Raw genomic sequence first — 18,611 nt, forward strand, 5'->3', positions numbered from 1 at the left:
GACCAGCCAATCACCCTTATCAGTCTGAGCACGGCGAAGACCTGTACGCCTTGCTACTGTCGACTAAGAACATCTTACTTAAGACCAACACACAAAATTTTATCGGATAAGGAAATTATATTATCTTAGTAGCGTAAACTATTCCTTATCAACCCAATGCGCCCTAATTCTCCCCAAAGGCTGGCATTCGCCACCGTATTTACGCTTTTTATTTTAGTTGTTTTTACCTGGTCGCCCGCCAACGCGCAGCGCCGCCATACACCCGGTATTGGTGCCGATGGTGATATGCTGGGCGGCAGCAACCACAACAGCGGCGGCGTAGAGCGAAGCGATGGCTGGGGAATATCACTCAATGCAGGTTACGAAACCCCTCGGGGCGATGTTGGGGATTTTTATAAGGCGGCCCCAACTTTTGGTGCTACAGTTACCCGGCGCATGGGCAATGTGGTATACTCCGGAACTATAGACTACCGGTCCTATAAACCAAAACAAGCCGAGTTTACAGAATCTGAAGAGGGCTTTGAAGATGTGGTGACTAAATACAGCAATTACCAGGGCACAGGCTTTTATTTAGGCATTGCCTACGAAGTGCCGCTAACTGGCCTTGTTGATGTGTATGCAGGTGTAAATGGCGGGTTTGTACTTACCAAATTTGACTTGTCCGCATCAGATGGTTCGGGCAGTTACGTGTCGGTTTCCGGGAACACCAGTGTCAGTTATTTTGGCCCCAAACTGGGTTTTAACTGCGCAGTTGGCAGCAACATGAGCATTGGTGCCGAGGGCCGCTATGGGTTGGGTATCACCGGCGCTAGTTATAACTCGCGCGAAGGCGGGTCTACCATTCAGGGGTTTAATGCAATATCAGGCAACTTGTTCCTTACTTTTCATTTTTGAAGGTAGGGAACAGCGTAGTAGTATACAGAGTTTTTCCGTCTTTCCCACTTAATCATTACCTTCACGGCGTCCAAAAAACATAGCTTAGATTATGAAATTATTAGAAGGAAAAACCGCGCTGATTACTGGCGCATCTAAAGGAATAGGCCGCAAAATAGCGGAGAAATTTGCCGAACATGGCGCAAACGTAGCTTTTACTTACCTGTCGTCGGTAGAAAAAGGGCAGGCGCTGGAGCAGGAACTGCAGGCACATGGTACCACAATTAAAGGTTACCGTAGCGATGCCTCTAAGTTTGACGAAGCCGAAAAACTGATAAATGATATTGTTGCTGATTTTGGCAAGCTGGATATTGTAGTTAACAATGCCGGTATAACTAAAGACGGACTGCTGATGCGCATGACCGAAGACCAATGGGATGAAGTATTGGACGTGAACTTAAAATCGATATTCAACGTAACCAAGGCAGCTTCCAAGATCATGATGAAAGCACGCAAGGGTGTGTTCATTAACATGAGTTCGGTTGTGGGTGTGCAGGGTAATGCAGGGCAGGCCAACTATGCAGCGTCAAAAGCAGGTATCATCGGGTTCTCTAAATCGGTAGCAAAAGAATTAGGCTCACGTAATATCCGCACCAACGTGGTTGCACCAGGCTTTATCCGTACGGAGATGACCGAAGTGCTGGATCCTAAAGTAGTAGAAGGCTGGGCAGCAGCTATCCCGCTAAAACGTGCTGGCGAAACTGAAGACGTGGCAAATGCCTGCGTTTTCCTGGCATCAGACATGGCAGCTTACATCACCGGACAGGTAATCCCTGTAGACGGCGGAATGCTATAAGAAAGCATAAAACTTAAAGCGAAAAGCCAAAGTTCTGAGAAAGGGCTTTTGGCTTTTTTGTTGTGAAGAAGGACCTGTAGCGACGAACAGAACATATTATTATTCATGCGGCCTTGGCAGGTTGCGGTTAGCAGTGCATTGCAGCAGCAGAAACTTTAAAGCAAGCTGGCACAGCCGCGAGTTTTCTTTTTGGTACTTTTTCTTTTGCGGAAAAAGAAAAAGTACATCACTGGCGGTCATCATCATTGGAAGGTATTGTTATACACTGAAAAGAATAACTTGGAGCTGCATGCACTCACTTTAGTATTAGGCTGGGGTACTAAAACAAGACAGTACGACGGGTGGTTGTTCATGGTAGTAAACAAGTTTAATTGAACATCTCCAACACCATCCTCACCAAAGCCGCCGAACGTGGCCCCGACAAAAGCACCTGCCCTTCGGAAATAGCTCGGCAATTGTTTCCTGATGACTGGAGAAATCACATGCAGGAAGTGCGCAATGCTGCTATCGAACTGCACAAAACTGGTGAGGTGATCATCACCCAAAAAGGGAAACCGGTAGATGTGGATCATATAAAAGGGCCGGTTCGCATCAGCATTGTTAAGCTATAATGTGATACCCTCTAATACAATACGGCTTGGTATTATTGCTAAAAGTGTTTCGCTGGGGGTGTTTCGCATGGATGCTTCAAAATAGCATACTCTTTTCCATGTATCTAACTTTCAGTAAGTTGCATGTTGTTGCTAAAGTATGGCGACTGTTTCGGGTTGTTTCGTTTTTTTTTGCAACATAATGTTAAACAAGCATATAGCTTTTTTAGCTGTTCCGGGTGTTTCGGTTTTGCAAAGCGAAACACTTGTACACTTTGCGACAGAAAATTATGTTCGTGCGCTCACAATAAATTCGCAAATTGCGGGTAAGGTTTAATAATGGGCTTTACGCACAATCCGGCTTACGTCTGTCATTTGTTATTTTCTGTTACCTGGGGTGCTGCTTCGGGCTGGTGGGTGCCTGCCTGCGTGTTGCTTGGCTTGGCTTACGCGTGGTTAATGTACCGTCAGCCGGTAACGCTTGCACCTGGCGCACAGTATGGATTGTTTGCAGTGAGGGCAATTGTGGTTACTTGCCTGGGATTGCTGCTGGTGTCGCCGCTCATCCGCTCGGTAAGTTACAAGCCACAAAAGCCGGTAATACTGGTTGTGCAGGATAGGTCAGAATCCATAAAGCTCTTTGGTAAAGCATCATCGTTACCTTCCTCCGCATTAAGTTCCCTTAAAAAGCAGCTTGGTAACGATTACGAGGTACATGAGTTTAGCTTTGACAAGAGCCTGCACGATAGCCTTTCCAATACCTACAACGGTAAACAGACGGATATCTCCAGCGCGCTACACCAGCTGAATGATCAGTTCACGAACCAAAATGTGGGCGCGATGGTACTGGCTACAGATGGCCTTTATAATCTTGGTGCCGATCCGCAGTACGAAGCCCGCAACATAAAAAGCAGTATCTACACCATAGCCCTTGGCGACACCACACCCCGCCGCGACTTGCTTCTTGGTAATGTTACTTACAACAAAACGGCTTTCCTCGGCAATGACTTTGAGGTGGAGATACTTGCCGAAGCCTACCAAAGCAACGGGGAACAGATGCGCCTCACGGTTACTGAAGACGGCCGGCAGGTAGCATCACAAGCCATTGCGGTGACGTCTGCTACATTCAAGAAGGTCATCCCGCTAAAACTAAATGCCGATAAAAAAGGCATCAGAAAGTATACGGTAAGCATAGCACCGGTAAAGAACGAGCTATCCGTACAAAACAATACGGAAACATTTTACGTGGAGGTGCTGGATGCCCGGCAAAAAGTGCTGCTGGTGTATGAAGGGCCGCACCCTGACGTAAGCGCTATAACACAATCCATCGAGGCAAATAAAAACTTCGAGGTAAGAGCCGTGCTGGTTGATGAACTCGGCAATGTAAAAGCCGCAGACCAAAACCTGGCTATTCTTTACCAGTTATCCGCAGCGGGTTACAGTAAAGCACAAAACCTGCTGTCTGCCAGGATGCCGTTATGGTTTATATCAGGTGCGCAAGGCGACGTTGGGGCGTTTAATAACGCGCAGAAGATCATTCGTATAAAAGCCTCCCGTGACGACGAGCAGGAAGTGTTTGCACAGCCGGTACCATCGTTTACAGCATTTACATTATCAGATTCCAGCCAAAACAAGCTAGCTAAATTACCGCCGCTATTAACAGCATACGGAAGCTATGAAACTATAGGTAACGCAAACGTATTGCTTAAACAAAAGATAGGCAACGTTGCTGCCGGATATCCGTTGCTGGCTTTTAGCGACGAAGGCGGTAGACGCACCGCAGCCCTGGCAGGTGAAGGCCTGTGGCGCTGGCAACTGGCAGAGTACCGAGAGTATGGTAATCACCACGCTATGGAAGAGTTATTTGGCCAGGCGGTGCAATATATTACAGCAAATGGTAACCGGGAACGTTTTAGGGTGTATCCGGCCAAAACCGTGTTTGATGAAGGCGAGAACGTTTTGCTAAACGCTGAGCTCTATAACGATGCGCTTGAGCTGGTGAACACACCTGATGTGAGTATTAATTTGAAGAGCGGAACGGGCAAGAGTTATAGCTTTTTGTTCACTCGTAGTGGCCAGAGCTACCAACTAAACGCGGGCGCCTTGCCGGTTGGCGAGTACAGCTATACGGCTACGGCCAAAAACGGAAAGCAACAGTTGATCGCCCACGGGCAGATCAATATCAGACCACTGAACCTGGAGGCCCGGCAAAGTGCTGCTAACCACCAGCTGTTGCGCACCATATCGAGGCGTTCGGGTGGGCAGATGCTTTATCCATCAGAAATAAGCAAGCTTGCTGATCTCATCCGCAAAAACGAAAACATCAAAACGGTTGTTTATGAGGATAAGCACTACAGCGACATGATAGACCTGAAGTGGATATTTGGCCTGTTACTAATCTTCCTGAGCACCGAATGGTTTGTACGGAAAAGGGAAGGCGTTGTTTAAACGCGACATACTTTGTTTAAACAATTACACTTATTAGCTATGAAATTTATAATAGTCTTTTTTGCATTGCTTATAGCTGCCGGAAGCGTTTTAGGGCAATCGCGCCAACTGAGTATCGGCACTTACAATCTTCGTTACTCCAACGCTGGCGACTCTACTGCTGGTAACGGTTGGGGGCAGCGTTTTCCCTGGGCGGCAAAGTTAATTCAGTTTCAGGATCTGGATGCTTTTGGTACCCAGGAGCTCAAGTACCATCAATTGAATGAACTGAGCGATAGTTTGCCAGGCTACAAATGGATAGGGGCAGGTCGTGATGATGGGAAGCACGGCGGCGAACATTCTGCCATATTCTACAAAGCCAGCAAATTTAAGGTGCTTAAAAGCGGTAATTTCTGGCTATCAACCATAACTGATAAACCCAACAAGGGCTGGGACGCTGCACTACCACGGATTTGTACCTGGGTGCAGTTCAAAGAAATAAAATCTGGTTTTACCTTTTACATGTTCAACCTGCATATGGATCACGTTGGCGTGATTGCAAGAAGCGAAAGTTCTAAACTGATCCTACAAAAAATAAAGGAAATGCCGGCCAACATGCCGGTGATACTTACCGGCGATTTCAATGTAGATCAAACATCAGACAGTTACGCGGTAATCAACAACTCGGGTGTGCTAAAGGACTCCTATGTGCTATCCCCCGTAAGGCTTGCGCCTAGCAATACTTTTAACTCCTTTGATGCAACTACAGCAGGCGATAAGCGGATCGATCACATCTTTGTGACTAAACAGTTCAAGGTACTACGTTATGGAATCCTGACAAATACATACCATGGTCGGGTACCTTCAGATCATTACCCCGTGGTAGTTACTGTAAAATATTGAGTTCATCTTTATTACTGATTTTATTTGTAAAACACGGGTAACGCAGTATTCAGGCAAAAAAATTATCTTCGCTACCATGTCGCCTACCGAAGCCAAAGAGAAGATACAGTCGCTAACCGCCGAACTTAAACAGCACAATTACAACTACTACGTGCTGGCTATGCCCACCATTGCCGATTTTGATTTCGATCAAAAACTTAAGCAACTAAGCGAACTGGAAAAGCAATTTCCTGACTTTGCCGACCCGGATTCACCTACACAAAAGGTAGGTGGCGACATTACCAAAGAGTTTGTTACGGTAAAGCATCGCTGGCCCATGCTCTCGTTAGGGAATACTTATAACGAACAGGAGCTGATTGATTTTGATCAGCGTATTCGCAAGGCTATAGGAGACAATTTTGAATACGTATGCGAACTTAAGTTCGACGGCCTGTCCATGAGCCTTACCTATGAAAACGGTGCATTGGCTCGTGCAGTTACCCGCGGTGATGGCACCCAGGGCGACGAGGTGACCACCAACGTACGCACCATCCACAGCATTCCAAAAAAACTTGCGAAGGGGAACTACCCAGACCTTTTCGAGATTCGGGGTGAGGTTTTCATGCACCTGAAAGCGTTTGAGAGGCTGAACAAAGAGCGTATAGACAATGGCGAGGTGCCTTATGCTAATCCGCGCAACTTTGCCTCCGGCACCATGAAACTTCAGGACTCTGCAGAAGTTGCCCGTCGACCGCTGGACTGCTTTCTATATGGCCTATATACCGAAAAATTGCTCTTTAAAACGCATTGGAAAAGCCTCGAGGCAGTAAGGGAGTGGGGGTTCCATGTAGATGACCATAGCCGATTAGTAAATGACATTAGCGGTGTACTGGAGTTCATTAAACACTGGGATACAGAACGGCATAACTTAAGCTACGATATTGACGGTATTGTTGTCAAAGTAAATAACTACTCTCAGCATCAAGAGTTGGGCTTTACCTCTAAGTCACCTCGCTGGGCTATATCCTATAAGTTTAAAGCTGAGAGAGTAGAGACCGAACTTCTGGCGGTTACCTACCAGGTAGGTCGTACAGGTGCTGTTGTCCCGGTGGCTAACTTAAAACCAGTGCTGCTGGCTGGCACAACGGTAAAGCGTGCAACGCTGCATAATGCCGATGAGATAACTATACGCTTGCAGTTGCATGAGCACGACACGGTTTATGTTGAAAAGGGCGGGGAGATCATTCCAAAAATCATCAGCGTAAACCTGGATAAACGAAAGCCGGATGCAAAGCCAATTTATTATATTACTCATTGCCCTGCCTGTCATACTGAGCTACTTAGGCAAGAAGGAGAAGCGGCATATTACTGTCCTAATGATGAAGGCTGCCCTCCGCAGATCATAGGTAAAATGCAGCATTTTATTGGGCGTAAGGCGATGAATATTGATGGGCTTGGTGACGAGACCATTGACATGCTTTATACAAAAGGCTTCATCAGGCACATCAGTGATCTTTATACTTTAAAGGATAAACGTGACGACCTTAAAGGACTGGAGCGTTTCGGCGAGAAGTCGATAAACAACATGCTTGACGGTATCGAACGCTCTAAACAACAGCCCTTTGAAAAAGTACTGTTCGGCATGGGGATTCGCTTTGTGGGAGAAACTGTTGCCAAAAAGCTGGTAGCACATTTTAAAACCATAGATAAGTTAATGGCCGCTTCGGTTGAGGAGCTTACCGCAGCCGAAGAGATAGGCGGCCGGATTGCGGAAAGTCTATTTAATTACCTGGCGGATGACACCCATCGTGACGAAATAGAAAAGCTTCGGGCGGCGGGATTACAGCTTATTGCAGAAGAAAAAGAGGTTTCACTTGCAAGCGATAAACTCTCCGGGCAGAACTTTATAATCTCCGGAACATTCGATAAGTATTCACGCGATGAGCTCAAAGATATTATCGAGCAGAATGGCGGCAAGATACTCAGCAGCATTTCGGCAAAACTCAGCTACCTGGTAGCGGGCGACAACATGGGCCCGTCGAAATTGGAAAAAGCAACAAAATTAAAAATACCGATCATCAGCGATGAAGAGTTGCTGGCCATGATCAACTAATATATCAAAATGAGTGCAATTAACTGGGGCATTATCGGCTGTGGCGACGTTACCGAACGTAAAAGTGGCCAGGCTTACAACAAAATAGCGGATAGCAGCCTGGTAGCCGTAATGCGCCGGGATGCGGAAAAGGCAGCTGATTACGCTCGCAGGCACAACGTGCCGAGGTGGTACAGTGATGCCGAACAGTTACTTACAGATGCCGAGGTGAACGCTGTATCTATAGCTACTCCGCCATCATCGCACCTGAAGTATGCCAAACGTGCTATTGCAAAAGGGTTAAATGTTTACGTGGAAAAACCTGTAACCCGCAATGCTGCTGAAGCCGAAGCTATGGCGCAGGCCGTGCACGACAGTGGTGCTAAGCTAACTGTTGCACACTACCGCCGCGCCTTGCCCATGTTTTTGCATGTAAGGCAGTTGCTTGAGAATAATACAGTAGGCGAAGTACGTAACGTGCAGATACGCATGTGGCAAAACCGCGAGCCCAGGGTTCCAACATACCCGGGCACCAACTGGCGGCTAGACCCGGAAATTTCCGGCGGGGGATACTTTCATGATCTTGCACCGCACCAACTGGATCTGATGCTGTACTTCTTTGGCGAACCTGTACATTATACAGGGTACAGCCTAAACCAGGCAAACATGAGCCCTGCGGATGATAATGTAAGCGGTACAATCGTGTTCAAAAACGGCATTGTAGTAAACGGCAACTGGGCTTTTAACGTTGCCGAAAGTGAAATGGTGGATACCTGCGAGATTGTTGGTACTAAGGGAAAAATAACGTTCCCGTTTTTTGGTACCTGGGTGAATGTCAAAACTGATGCAGGTGAAGAAACCATCAACTTCACGCATCCTGAACATATACAGCAGCCGATGATTGAGAAGATAGTTGCCTTCTTCAAAGACGAGGGGCCAAATCCTTGTACAATTGATGAAGCTGTGGTGCTGATGAAAATTATAGATTCTTTCACCATCAAATAGCAATCAATGAGTATCTTAGCGTTAAAACTACTGCATGTATAAGGTAACCGGCTTTTTGTTTTTTCTGATGTTTGCATCGGCAATGGCCTTAGCCCAAAGCTATGAGGTGCCCAAAGACTATGTGCTTAAAACAGATGCTGATTACGAGCGGTACGAACCCGAAATAATTAAAACCGCGGACTGGCTGCAGCAAACGCCATGGTCGTCGTCGCCGCAGAAAATGGATGCGGCCACGCAGTTCCTGTTAAAATGGGCGAAAGGGTCGCCTGCTGTTACTATCAAACTTACAGAGGCTGTTATGAGCCTGTCTGATCGCAACCCGCAGCTTGGTTTTATATACATGGCGCAGTTCTCGAAGTATTCTCTACAGCACAAGCATGATTTCGACTTGAATTCTGCTAATGTAACTGCCTTGAAAGCACTTATTGATAAGTACAATAGTGAGCCTAGAAAGCGAAAGGATGAAGACGTTGAAAATTTGATTCAGCTGGAGAAAAAAGGAGAACTTAACGACTGGATAGCCGCTGCATTTTATACGGAATAGTATTTTACCGCAAACGGTTCAGGCACCATCTGCGGTAAATTGTAGTGTTCATTATCAATCTTTCTTTTTAGGCACTTTCGCCCCTTCTTTACGCGCTTCCGACAAACCGATTGCTACTGCCTGTTTTTTGCTCGTTACCTTTTTACCGCTGCCGCTTTTCAGTTTGCCTTCTTTCATTTCGTGCATGGTTTCTTCCACTTTCTCGCTTGCTTTTTTTGAATACTTTGCCATGGTAGTATGTATTAGTTAATGTTAACCATACAAACTGCCTGCCAATTTAGGTTGCGGCTTTCTCCAGCGCGTCAATATCACCAGAGTTAATAAGCAGCAGGTTTGCTGTTATCTTTTCTGCACTCCAATCCCACCATGCAATTTTCTCCAACCGGGCTATCCGCTCATCATCAAAGCGTTTGCGTATAACTTGCGCAGGGTTGCCACCTACAATGGCATACGCAGGTACATCTTTGGTAACAACTGCTTTAGAGGCTATAATAGCACCGTTGCCAATCTTTACACCCGGCATAATGGTAGCATTGTAACCTATCCATACATCGTTGCCAATAACTGTATCCCTTTGGTTGGGTATTTCTCAGCTATATCAACTCCTTCGCTTATCTTCTCCCAGCCGTTCCTGAATATAGCGAAGGGAAAAGTTGATATCGGCGATGTTTCGTGATTAGCGCCGTTCATAATAAACTTCACGTCGGAGGCAATGGCGCAAAATTTTCCAATGATCAGCTTGTCGCCAACAAAGTCGAAATGATAGAGCACGTTCTTCTCAAAGTCGGCCGGGTTATCAAAGTCATCATAGTAGGTATAATCGCCTACTAAAATATTAGGGCGGGTAATAAAATTCTTCAGGAACACCAGGTTCTGGTAGGGCTGTAAAGGATAACGGGTATCGGGGTTTGGTCCGGTCATATTGTTAGATGTTTGCTGACAATAGATGCAATTTAAGCGCGCTAGTGTGCTTTTCCTCTTAAGTCGAAAATCAATTAAGAATAGTTACAACCTATTTTAGGTTTTGCGGTTAGTATAGCGCGTTGAGTATTTGTTAATATACTTACCACAAAATGCGTATTATGTGCTAAGTTAAACGTTCATATATATTTCACCCCTGCTTATGCCCGTTAAAAAAATTATTGCCCCCTTTTACGAACGTCTGGCACTTGTGCTTATAGGTTTCTGTATAATGGGTTACCTGGTTATTATAGCCAAGGAACTGCTCGACCCATTGTTGTTCGGTTTTTTGTTTGCCGTGTTACTGCTGCCTATATCTAACTTTCTGGAACGTAAGCTCAGGCTGCCGCGCAGCGCATCCTCCTTTATTGCCATTATCCTTTTTGTAAGCTTTATAGCCGGTATATTGTACCTGGTTGGCGCGCAGGTATCTAACCTGGCGAGCGACTGGCCAATGCTGAAGAAACAGGTAGATCAATCCTTGTACGACCTGCAGGAGTGGGTGCAGCAGGCTTTCCATATCAACACCACAAAGCAGCTGGATTATATTCATACCGGCACCCAAAAGATATTAGCTTCCGGTGGTGCTGTGCTCGGCACTACCTTTGGTGCAGTATCGTCACTGGTGCTGTTCTATGTTTTCATCATGATCTTCACCTTCTTTATACTGTTTTACAGGCGTTTGCTTTTCCGGTTTGTAATAGCAGTTTTCGAGGATGATGATTCGCACGTGGTAGTAGATATAGTGGAAAACGTGCAAAAGATACTGCGCCAGTACATCACGGGGTTGCTGCTGGAGATGATAATTGTTTCTGCAGTTGCCGTAACTGCCTTTTGGATCATCGGGATAAAATATGCTGCCTTGCTGGGGCTCATAGTTGGCCTGTTCAACATTATCCCTTATCTGGGCATATTTTCCGCATTGCTGTTAAGCTGCCTTATTACGTTCGCAACCGGTACATTGGGCAATACACTTGCCGTTGGCATTAGTGTAATAGGGATACATGCTGTAGACGCTAATTTTCTACTCCCCGCGATAGTAGGCTCTAAAGTGCGGTTAAACGCGCTGATCACTTTTATGGGCATCATTCTTGGCGAGATGCTTTGGGGGCTGTCGGGTATGTTTCTTTCTATCCCTGTGATAGCAATATTCAAAATTATATTTGATCGTGTAGATATCCTTAAACCATGGGGTTACCTGATGGGCGGCGATTACGAGTACAAGAAGTCCGCCGAGAAGAAAATGAAAACAGAGTAACCTTACGCAAGCAACTTTTGTACTGCAAAAAATAGTGTGCCCAGGTATACCAACAACACTACAGTGTTTACCACCAACAGCCAGTTCAGGTCGGGTTTGGTGTACTTTCTAATAGAGCACAGCACCAATAGCGTAATAAAACCGATAATAAGTAATAGCGGCGCCGCCAGGGTATACAGGTGTTTTGGCGCCAGGTAAATGTGCTGTAATTTGGTGCGGTCGCCGTTTAAAAACATTACCATGGCTAGCAGCAGCAGGGCAAAAAATACACGTACCACAGCTTTAGCGGCAATTTGACTGGTTTTCATAACAGCAAAGTAAATACAAATGTGCGGTTCTGTAAAATTGATCGTTATTTTTGGACACATACATTAATGCTCATGAACTCACGCAGGTTTGTTATACCATTACTTATATTACTGTTGCCAATGTTTGCAAACGCGCAGCATCGTAAAAAGAAGGCACGCACCAGGGCGGTTACTCAAGAAGTTTCGTCGGGTACATCATTCAGGGTGGTGCCGCTTGGTGTTTTGGGCGGTATAGATGAACGCAACCTGTCCGCGTATATGGTAGCGCCGGCAGGATCAGACAAATACATTTGCCTGGATGCCGGTACCCTGCACGCGGGAATAGAAGAGGCTGTTAAGAACAAAGCTTTTGATTTACGCGGCGAAAAGGTGCTTAAAGATTATATACAGGGGTACTTTATTTCCCACGGTCACCTTGATCATCTCGCCGGTATGATCATCAACTCGCCTGAGGATAGCTCCAAAAATATCTACGGTTTAGCCAGCACGCTGGAAACAATTAAAAAGCACTATTTCAGTTGGGAAAGCTGGGCGAATTTTGCTGATGATGGCGAGAAACCACAGCTTAAAAAATACCACTATGTGCCAATGGAGCCCGGGGCAGAACTACCTGCCGCCAACACCACTATGCAGGTAAAAGCATTTCCGCTGGCACACTCCAATTTAACAAGTACTGCTTTTTTGGTGCGCAACAATGATGATTATTTGCTTTATTTAGGCGACACCGGTGCCGATGAGATTGAAAAAAGCCAAAACCTGCAGCACTTGTGGGAAGCTGTAGCGCCACTGGTAAAAGCCGGAAAGCTTAAAGCTATAATGATAGAAGTAAGCTTCCCTAACGAGCAGCCGGATAAAACGCTATTTGGGCATTTAACCCCGCGTTTGCTGATGAACGAACTGGATGAGTTAGCCCGTATATCCGGCACGCCGCTTAAAGGATTAAACGTGGTGATTACGCACCTTAAACCTCCGTACAAAACCATCACCAAAATTAAAACTCAACTCAACTATGCCAACGAAGAAAGGCAGATGAACCTGATCTATCCAAGGCAGGGTAAAGCGCTCAACTTTTAACTATTTATCGTCCAGCAGATCAATGCAGTTTTTAGATAGTGCAGCAAGGCGGGTGTTTAAACCGGCTGTACCCTGGGCATCGTTAATGTTTTTGTAGAAAACCTTTATACGCTTTAGCGTATCCTCATCCGGGTCGCAGGCCTGGGCTTTTTCCAGGTAAGGCAGGGCTTTTTTAACCGCCGAGGTGTATAAAGCAGTTAGCCGCTTATTCTCTGCGGCATTGTTTTTAGCAGCGTTCAATTGGTCGGCGATGTCTTCCGCTTTTTTGGCGTAAATGTAACCAAGCGCTCTTTGTACAACGTAGTAATTAGGCACGGCCGCTGCTACCTTCTCATAATAAGCCTGCGCCTTTACAGACTGGCTGTCGTCCTCATACAACTTACCAATAGAATAGTAGAAGTTGATGCGTGCCTTATCCGTTAGTTTGGCTGCATCCGGTATAATCTTCTCTCCCAAATCCATAGCCTTTACCATTTCACCCTGCAAGCGGGCCAGGTTAAAGTCGAGGTACTCGTTATAAACATCGTCGGCCGTTTGCGCTTTAGCAGTAGCAAGCACACTTAAAGCAAATAACAGGGTGAGAATTTTTTTCATTGTTGCTGATACAAAGATATACAAGTAACGCTGTAACTTATGTTAACATTGTGTGCCGGTGCGCCGCCAAGCGTGGTATGCTGCACGCAGGCAGTGCCCGCATGGCCGGTAGCCGTTTGCAACAGCTTCCAAATTATCTTTAAAGAACACCCGGTTCTCGGCTTTCATTAGTTTACCGGAGGCACAACTTAGTGTGCCATAGATCTTCAGTTTGCGGTTGCCGGCCATTTTTATGTCTTTCGAATCGAGCAATTGCCTGATGCGTTTTGCTCTTGTGAACCTGGTGTCTCCCAGATCAATGTGCATCATCATGATGCATCATGAAAGATAACGCCCAGCGTGTGCCGTTCGCCGGAGGTGAGTTCACTTACGCCATGCCTCATGTTAACGCGGTAATAACCACGTGAGCCTTTAACCGGGCGAAAGTTGGTTGTGAAAAGCAGTATATCGCCTTTGTTGGGGTTGAGGACTATTGCTTTCGACTGCATTCTCGGCCGTTGTTCTACCAGTACAAACTCGCCTCCGGTGTAATCTTCACCTGGCTGATTGAGGCATGCTACCATCTGCATCGGAAAAAACACCTCGCCGTATAAGTCTTGGTGTAAGGCATTATACCCACCAACACCGTACTTCAGTATCAAAGGGGTAGGTCGGTTTTGATCATGTTCATTGCAGAGCGCTGTTAGTTCTGCTAATGTAGGTGGGAAGTTTTTCTCAATACCCAGTACCTCCATCCATTTGTTTGCAATAGGGGCTATATGCGGGTAAACGTGTTCCCTTAGCTGCTGCACCACTGCCGGCAACGGGTACCTGTAGTATTTGTACTGGCCAAGGCCGTAGCCGTGATGCTCCATCTGGATGGCTTTACGGTAAATACCTTCTGCCGGGTACTGGTTCACCAATTGCTTGCATTCAGCCTCATCTAAAATGCCGCTTATTACCGCATAGCCTTTGTTGTGCATGCTGTCGGTTACTAACTGCCAGTTCGTTTGCTGTACTTTTTTCGGGATATCCATATTATACAGTAGTTAGATGATCAGTCTTCGCTGCTTCCCAACCTATAATGGCCGATTTTCTGCCTGCGCCCCAGTGGTACTGGCCCGATTCTCCTGTAGAACGGATCACGCGGTGGCAGGGTATCAGGAACGCAACAGGGTTGGCGCCAATAGCACTGCCTACCGCCCTGCTTGCTGTTGGTAATGCCACCTGGTGGGCAACAGAACCATAGGTGCCAAGGCCGCCCATTGGAATTTTGAGCAATGTCTCCCAAACTTTGAGCTGGAAACTGGTACCTTTCAGATGGAGCTTGATAGATGCCAGCTGCGACCAATCCCTGGTAAAGATATACAGCGCATTCTGCTGCGACATATCTACAACCTGGTGGTAACTCGCATTTGGAAATTGGTTATACAGCTGATCAAAGGCTTCATCTTTATCGTCAGCAAAAGCCATGTAGCAGATGCCTTTTGGAGTGGATGCGACAATGATGTTGCCGAAGGGGCTTTCGGCATAGCTGAAGTTTATAGATAAGGCTTTGCCGCCGTTCTTGTATTCGGCCGGGGTCATGCCTTCAATATTAATAAAAAGGTCGTGCAGGCGGCCCGTGCCAGACAAGCCGGTTTCAAACGCTGCATCAAACAGCGTAGCCTGCTGCTCTTTTAGAACGCCTTTGGCGTGATCTATACTGAGGTATTGCAGAAACTTTTTAGGACTGACGCCTGCCCATTCGGTAAACATGCGCTGAAAATGAAACGGACTAAGGTTTACTTTTTCTGCCACCTCCTCCAGCGAAGGCTGCATTTTAAAGTTAAGTTTGATATAGTTGATCGCCTCTGCAATGCGGTCGAAATTGATGTTGCTTTGTGTTTCCATGATCGTGATTTATAACACAAAAGTAGGTTTGTCGCAAGGCGTTAAAACCCGAAAGTTGCGGAGTTGAGACAAGAGAAACTCACAGTCAATACCGCTTTTATGACTGTATCATCAGCTTAAAATTACTAAAAAACTGTAACATGGTTACCAAGACTGTAACATGTTGCAACATCTAAATTTTGTAAGTTATTGTTTTGCAATTACTTTTGAAAATATAGCCCTTTTTAGGTGTAACAGGTGTAACACTTTCTCGTGTTACAGTACGCACATTTGTCGCTCCTTCCCCCTTCAGCGGGTTAGGGGGCCTTTAGTACATCCAACACCCGGAACATCTTCTCCCTTATACCGCTGCCTGCGCCGTTGTAATTGTTTACCATGATAGAGAAGCACAACTGGCGACCATTGTTGGCCTGGAAGCCAGCGTAAGCCTGTACAGCGCTGATGCTGCCACTCTTCATCTTCATGTCATTGTACACTGGCAGGCTTTCGTAAAAGTCGCTAAACCATTTTTCCTGGTGCGCCACCTGTAAAATATGTGCCATGGTACTGGTGGTGATCCTGTCCTGAGGAGAAAGACCGCTACCATCGTAAATGTTCATGCTGCGGTGGTCTATTCCTTTTGCCTCCCAAAAGTTCTGCATAGCATCTACGCCGTCGCTGGTGGCTGGGCTCTTGCCCAACTTTGAAGCGATAGTAGCTAATAGCTGTTCTGCATACAGGTTTACACTTTTTTGATTTAGCCAATAAACTATTTTGCTTAGCTCCGGTGAGTTAATGGTAGTTAAACCTGTTGCTGATGCAGGTACCGTAAGGTTTTTTTCTCTTAGCTGCGTTGATGACGCCGGTTCGTTACTGATACTAATGCCAATGCTTTTCAAGGTATCATTCAACCTCAGCGCCGCATCATAAGCAGGATCAGGAATAGCAGCGGAAATGCGCTTCTTGGTTTGGTCAGTTGCGTAGGTACCACGCAGGTACATTACCTTGCTGCCAAAGCCCGGCAGGTAAGGGTAAGCCTGATCTCCTGTTTTAGCAGCGCCGGTGGTCAGCTCGCTTTTGTACTGCAGGTAATTAGTTGCCGGGATGGTGCCTGCAACACCTACAGGGCTGCCCACGCTTCCTGTACGAAGGGCAATGTCAAACTGGTTTTCGCGCCAGCAAAGGCCTGCAATGCCTGCACCATAGTAAGTGCCAAGGTCCTGCCAGATCCAGCCATCAGGTATCGACTGATGGGTGAAAGCACCGTCGTCGCCGATGATCTTCCCGTTTATTTTCTTTATTCCAGCTTTCTTTATGGCTTCTACCACAGTATTCAGCACATAGCCTTCTTTGGTTGTAGCATAACGCCAGCTGCCCAAGGTAGGGTCGCCGCCGCCTTTTATAATAATGTCGCCGTTCAGGGTACCATCCGCTGCCAGCGTGCCGGTATAATCCAGTTGCGTTTGAAACTGAAAGTCTTTACCCAATACATAAAAAGCTGTAATGCTTGTCACCGTTTTGAGCGTAGAACCCGGTGCAAGTCCCATATCGGGATTAGCGGCAAACACCTGCTCGCCCGTTTTTGCATCCAGTACGGTAAGTGACACCGAGGCGTATTTACATTGGCTGTCCTGTTGCAGCCTGTTAAAAGCTGTTTGCAGCTTTTGCTGTAAAGACTGCGCATGCAACTGGTCGGAAAATGCCAGCAAGCCAGTTATCAGTACTTGTTTGATTATGTTTTGTGTTTTCAAACTTGGTATGTATTAACATGCAAAAACGCCTTACACAGCTATATGCCGGTGTATAGGCGTCTTTACATGAGAGTAATGTTGTTACGATATTAAACAACAGGATCGTGGTCTGGTTTAACGTTTCGCTGCGATATATAATAAATTGGAATACCAATTAGTACAATTATCAACCCGTAAATAGGGTAAGGCTGTTGGTATATCAGCAGCAATACACAAAATGCAATACCCATAATAATATATATGGCCGGCAGTACCGGATAGCCAAATGCTTTGTAAGGTCGTTCAATATCCGGGCGTTTTGACCTGAGGATGTAGATGCCAATAATGGTAAGCACATAAAAGATCACCACAACAAAAGATATCATATCTAGTAAATTGCCGTACTGCCCGCTTAAGCAAAGTAAAGATGCCACAGCAGCTTGTATCCACAGCCCGAACTCAGGCACGCCAAATTTGTTAAGAGTGCCGGTTTTCTTGAAGAAAACACCATCCTTAGCCATTGAATAGTAAACACGTGCGCCAGCCAGGATTAATCCGTTGTTACATCCGAAAGTTGAGATCATGATCATAACGGCGATAACCAATGCACCCTTAGCACCAAATATCACGAATGATGCTGATACAGCAACGCGGTCCTTTTCAGCATTAACGATGTCGTGAAGGGACAATACACCCGTATAAACAATGTTAGCCGATACATAAATAATGGTAACGATTAAAGTACCGAAGAAAAGGCTCAACGCTACGTCCCGTTTAGGGTTACGCATTTCGCCTGCAATAAACGTGACATTGTTCCAGGCATCGCTGCTAAAAATAGAACCAACCATTGAAATGGCAATTGCTCCCAGAGCCGCGCTCATGGTATAGTTGCTGGTGGTGCCGTCTTTGGCAAGCTTGTGCAGATCCCAGGCGTTGGTCCAGTTGGTATTCCATATGTCGCTCTTAAAAGCGAGGAAGCCAAACAAGATCAAACCAAAGAGGCTAAGCAATTTAGTTAAGGTAAAAGTAGTTTGTATTAGCTTGCCTCCCTTAACACCTCTTGTATTTATAAACGTTAGAAAGAATATGAGAACTATAGAAACCAGTTGCGCTGCGCTGACCTTAACAAAGCCCAGCTGAAACAAGATGTTGTCTTCACTCAGGGGTTTGTATAAATAAGCCGCAAATTTAGAGAATGCAACACCTACTGCTGCGATTGTCCCCGTTTGTATAACTGCAAAAAAGCTCCAGCCAAACAGGAACGCAACAAGTTTATTGTAGCTCTCTTTAAGATATACATACTGGCCGCCTGCTTTCGGGAACATGGCGCTCAGTTCCCCATAGCTTAAGGCTGCTGTTAGCGTCATAAAGCCGGTAATAAGCCAAACGGCGATGAGCCATCCTGCCGAACCCACCTGCCGGGTGATGTCGGCGCTCACAATGAATATGCCGGAGCCAATCATTGATCCGGCTACCAGCATGGTACCATCCAACAGGGTCAGTTCATGTTTTAACTTGGTATTTGAGGGGTCGTTTGCCATCAACAGTTTAGTTTAAGTTCACTAAA

Annotated in this window: 19 protein-coding genes and 1 pseudogene; 10 read left to right on the forward strand and 10 right to left on the reverse strand. The window is 46.1% G+C overall.

Annotated elements, in window-relative coordinates; genetic code table 11:
• Positions 1-156: 156 nt before the first annotated feature.
• Both AC59GT_RS03965 and fabG read left to right on the forward strand, forming a co-directional pair.
• Positions 157-894, forward strand: a complete 738-nt coding sequence (locus tag AC59GT_RS03965) for a hypothetical protein (protein ID WP_497236424.1) — start codon at positions 157-159, stop codon at positions 892-894.
• A 91-nt stretch (positions 895-985) separates the two neighbouring features.
• A complete protein-coding gene (fabG, locus tag AC59GT_RS03970; RefSeq protein WP_497236425.1) occupies positions 986-1,729 on the forward strand; it encodes a 3-oxoacyl-[acyl-carrier-protein] reductase in 744 nt (247 codons plus the stop codon).
• 99 nt (positions 1,730-1,828) lie between these two features.
• On the opposite strand, the gene AC59GT_RS03975 is transcribed toward fabG, so the two are convergent.
• A complete protein-coding gene (locus AC59GT_RS03975; RefSeq protein ID WP_497236426.1) occupies positions 1,829-1,975 on the reverse strand; it encodes a hypothetical protein in 147 nt (48 codons plus the stop codon).
• A gap of 125 nt (positions 1,976-2,100) precedes the next feature.
• Here AC59GT_RS03975 and AC59GT_RS03980 point away from each other — a divergent pair, with 125 nt between their 5' ends.
• From AC59GT_RS03980 to AC59GT_RS04005, 6 genes are all read left to right on the forward strand, one after another.
• On the forward strand, positions 2,101-2,340 hold the full coding sequence (locus tag AC59GT_RS03980; protein ID WP_497236427.1) for a DUF3253 domain-containing protein: 240 nt from the start codon (positions 2,101-2,103) through the stop codon (positions 2,338-2,340).
• A gap of 318 nt (positions 2,341-2,658) precedes the next feature.
• Entirely contained in the window at positions 2,659-4,767 is a 2,109-nt protein-coding gene (locus tag AC59GT_RS03985) for a hypothetical protein (RefSeq protein ID WP_497236428.1), read from the forward strand.
• A gap of 39 nt (positions 4,768-4,806) precedes the next feature.
• Positions 4,807-5,649 carry an endonuclease/exonuclease/phosphatase family protein gene (locus AC59GT_RS03990; protein WP_497236429.1) on the forward strand — a complete coding sequence of 281 codons (843 nt, stop codon included), beginning with the start codon at positions 4,807-4,809 and terminating at the stop codon, positions 5,647-5,649.
• Between the two features lie 76 nt (positions 5,650-5,725).
• Positions 5,726-7,741 carry an NAD-dependent DNA ligase LigA gene (ligA, locus tag AC59GT_RS03995; protein ID WP_497236430.1) on the forward strand — a complete coding sequence of 672 codons (2,016 nt, stop codon included), beginning with the start codon at positions 5,726-5,728 and terminating at the stop codon, positions 7,739-7,741.
• Between the two features lie 9 nt (positions 7,742-7,750).
• A complete protein-coding gene (locus tag AC59GT_RS04000) occupies positions 7,751-8,725 on the forward strand; it encodes a Gfo/Idh/MocA family protein (RefSeq protein ID WP_497236431.1) in 975 nt (324 codons plus the stop codon).
• Positions 8,726-8,759: 34 nt separating this feature from the next.
• A complete protein-coding gene (locus tag AC59GT_RS04005; protein ID WP_497236432.1) occupies positions 8,760-9,269 on the forward strand; it encodes a hypothetical protein in 510 nt (169 codons plus the stop codon).
• A gap of 54 nt (positions 9,270-9,323) precedes the next feature.
• On the opposite strand, the gene AC59GT_RS04010 is transcribed toward AC59GT_RS04005, so the two are convergent.
• Both AC59GT_RS04010 and AC59GT_RS04015 read right to left on the reverse strand, forming a co-directional pair.
• Entirely contained in the window at positions 9,324-9,500 is a 177-nt protein-coding gene (locus AC59GT_RS04010; protein ID WP_165852094.1) for a DUF6496 domain-containing protein, read from the reverse strand.
• Positions 9,501-9,546: 46 nt separating this feature from the next.
• Positions 9,547-10,190 (reverse strand): annotated as a pseudogene (locus AC59GT_RS04015) (CatB-related O-acetyltransferase).
• A 202-nt stretch (positions 10,191-10,392) separates the two neighbouring features.
• Between AC59GT_RS04015 and AC59GT_RS04020 the strand changes: the two are divergent.
• Positions 10,393-11,487, forward strand: a complete 1,095-nt coding sequence (locus AC59GT_RS04020; protein ID WP_497236433.1) for an AI-2E family transporter — start codon at positions 10,393-10,395, stop codon at positions 11,485-11,487.
• A gap of 2 nt (positions 11,488-11,489) precedes the next feature.
• Here AC59GT_RS04020 and AC59GT_RS04025 read toward each other — a convergent pair whose 3' ends face one another.
• Positions 11,490-11,795 carry a hypothetical protein gene (locus AC59GT_RS04025; protein ID WP_497236434.1) on the reverse strand — a complete coding sequence of 102 codons (306 nt, stop codon included), beginning with the start codon at positions 11,793-11,795 and terminating at the stop codon, positions 11,490-11,492.
• A gap of 72 nt (positions 11,796-11,867) precedes the next feature.
• On the opposite strand from AC59GT_RS04025, the gene AC59GT_RS04030 reads away from it, so the two are divergent.
• Positions 11,868-12,869 carry an MBL fold metallo-hydrolase gene (locus AC59GT_RS04030; RefSeq protein WP_497236435.1) on the forward strand — a complete coding sequence of 334 codons (1,002 nt, stop codon included), beginning with the start codon at positions 11,868-11,870 and terminating at the stop codon, positions 12,867-12,869.
• Here AC59GT_RS04030 and AC59GT_RS04035 read toward each other — a convergent pair whose 3' ends face one another.
• From AC59GT_RS04035 to AC59GT_RS04060, 6 genes are all read right to left on the reverse strand, one after another.
• On the reverse strand, positions 12,870-13,463 hold the full coding sequence (locus AC59GT_RS04035) for a tetratricopeptide repeat protein (protein ID WP_497236436.1): 594 nt from the start codon (positions 13,461-13,463) through the stop codon (positions 12,870-12,872). It lies immediately after the preceding gene.
• Positions 13,464-13,505: 42 nt separating this feature from the next.
• Positions 13,506-13,775 carry an Ada metal-binding domain-containing protein gene (locus tag AC59GT_RS04040; RefSeq protein ID WP_497236437.1) on the reverse strand — a complete coding sequence of 90 codons (270 nt, stop codon included), beginning with the start codon at positions 13,773-13,775 and terminating at the stop codon, positions 13,506-13,508.
• Positions 13,772-14,479, reverse strand: coding sequence for a 2OG-Fe(II) oxygenase (locus tag AC59GT_RS04045; protein ID WP_497236438.1), 708 nt, complete (start codon positions 14,477-14,479; stop codon positions 13,772-13,774). The genes AC59GT_RS04040 and AC59GT_RS04045 overlap by 4 nt, the downstream gene beginning before the upstream one ends.
• A 1-nt stretch (position 14,480) precedes the next feature.
• Positions 14,481-15,335 (reverse strand): bifunctional helix-turn-helix domain-containing protein/methylated-DNA--[protein]-cysteine S-methyltransferase, encoded by an 855-nt coding sequence (locus tag AC59GT_RS04050; protein ID WP_497236439.1) that lies wholly within the window; start codon positions 15,333-15,335, stop codon positions 14,481-14,483.
• A gap of 296 nt (positions 15,336-15,631) precedes the next feature.
• Complete coding sequence (gene dacB, locus AC59GT_RS04055; protein WP_497236440.1) at positions 15,632-17,065, reverse strand: D-alanyl-D-alanine carboxypeptidase/D-alanyl-D-alanine endopeptidase; 1,434 nt, start codon at positions 17,063-17,065, stop codon at positions 15,632-15,634.
• Between the two features lie 89 nt (positions 17,066-17,154).
• Entirely contained in the window at positions 17,155-18,585 is a 1,431-nt protein-coding gene (locus AC59GT_RS04060) for an APC family permease (RefSeq protein ID WP_497236441.1), read from the reverse strand.
• Positions 18,586-18,611 lie beyond the last annotated feature (26 nt).

The sequence above is a fragment of the Mucilaginibacter sp. 320_HR genome (genome assembly GCF_059691875.1).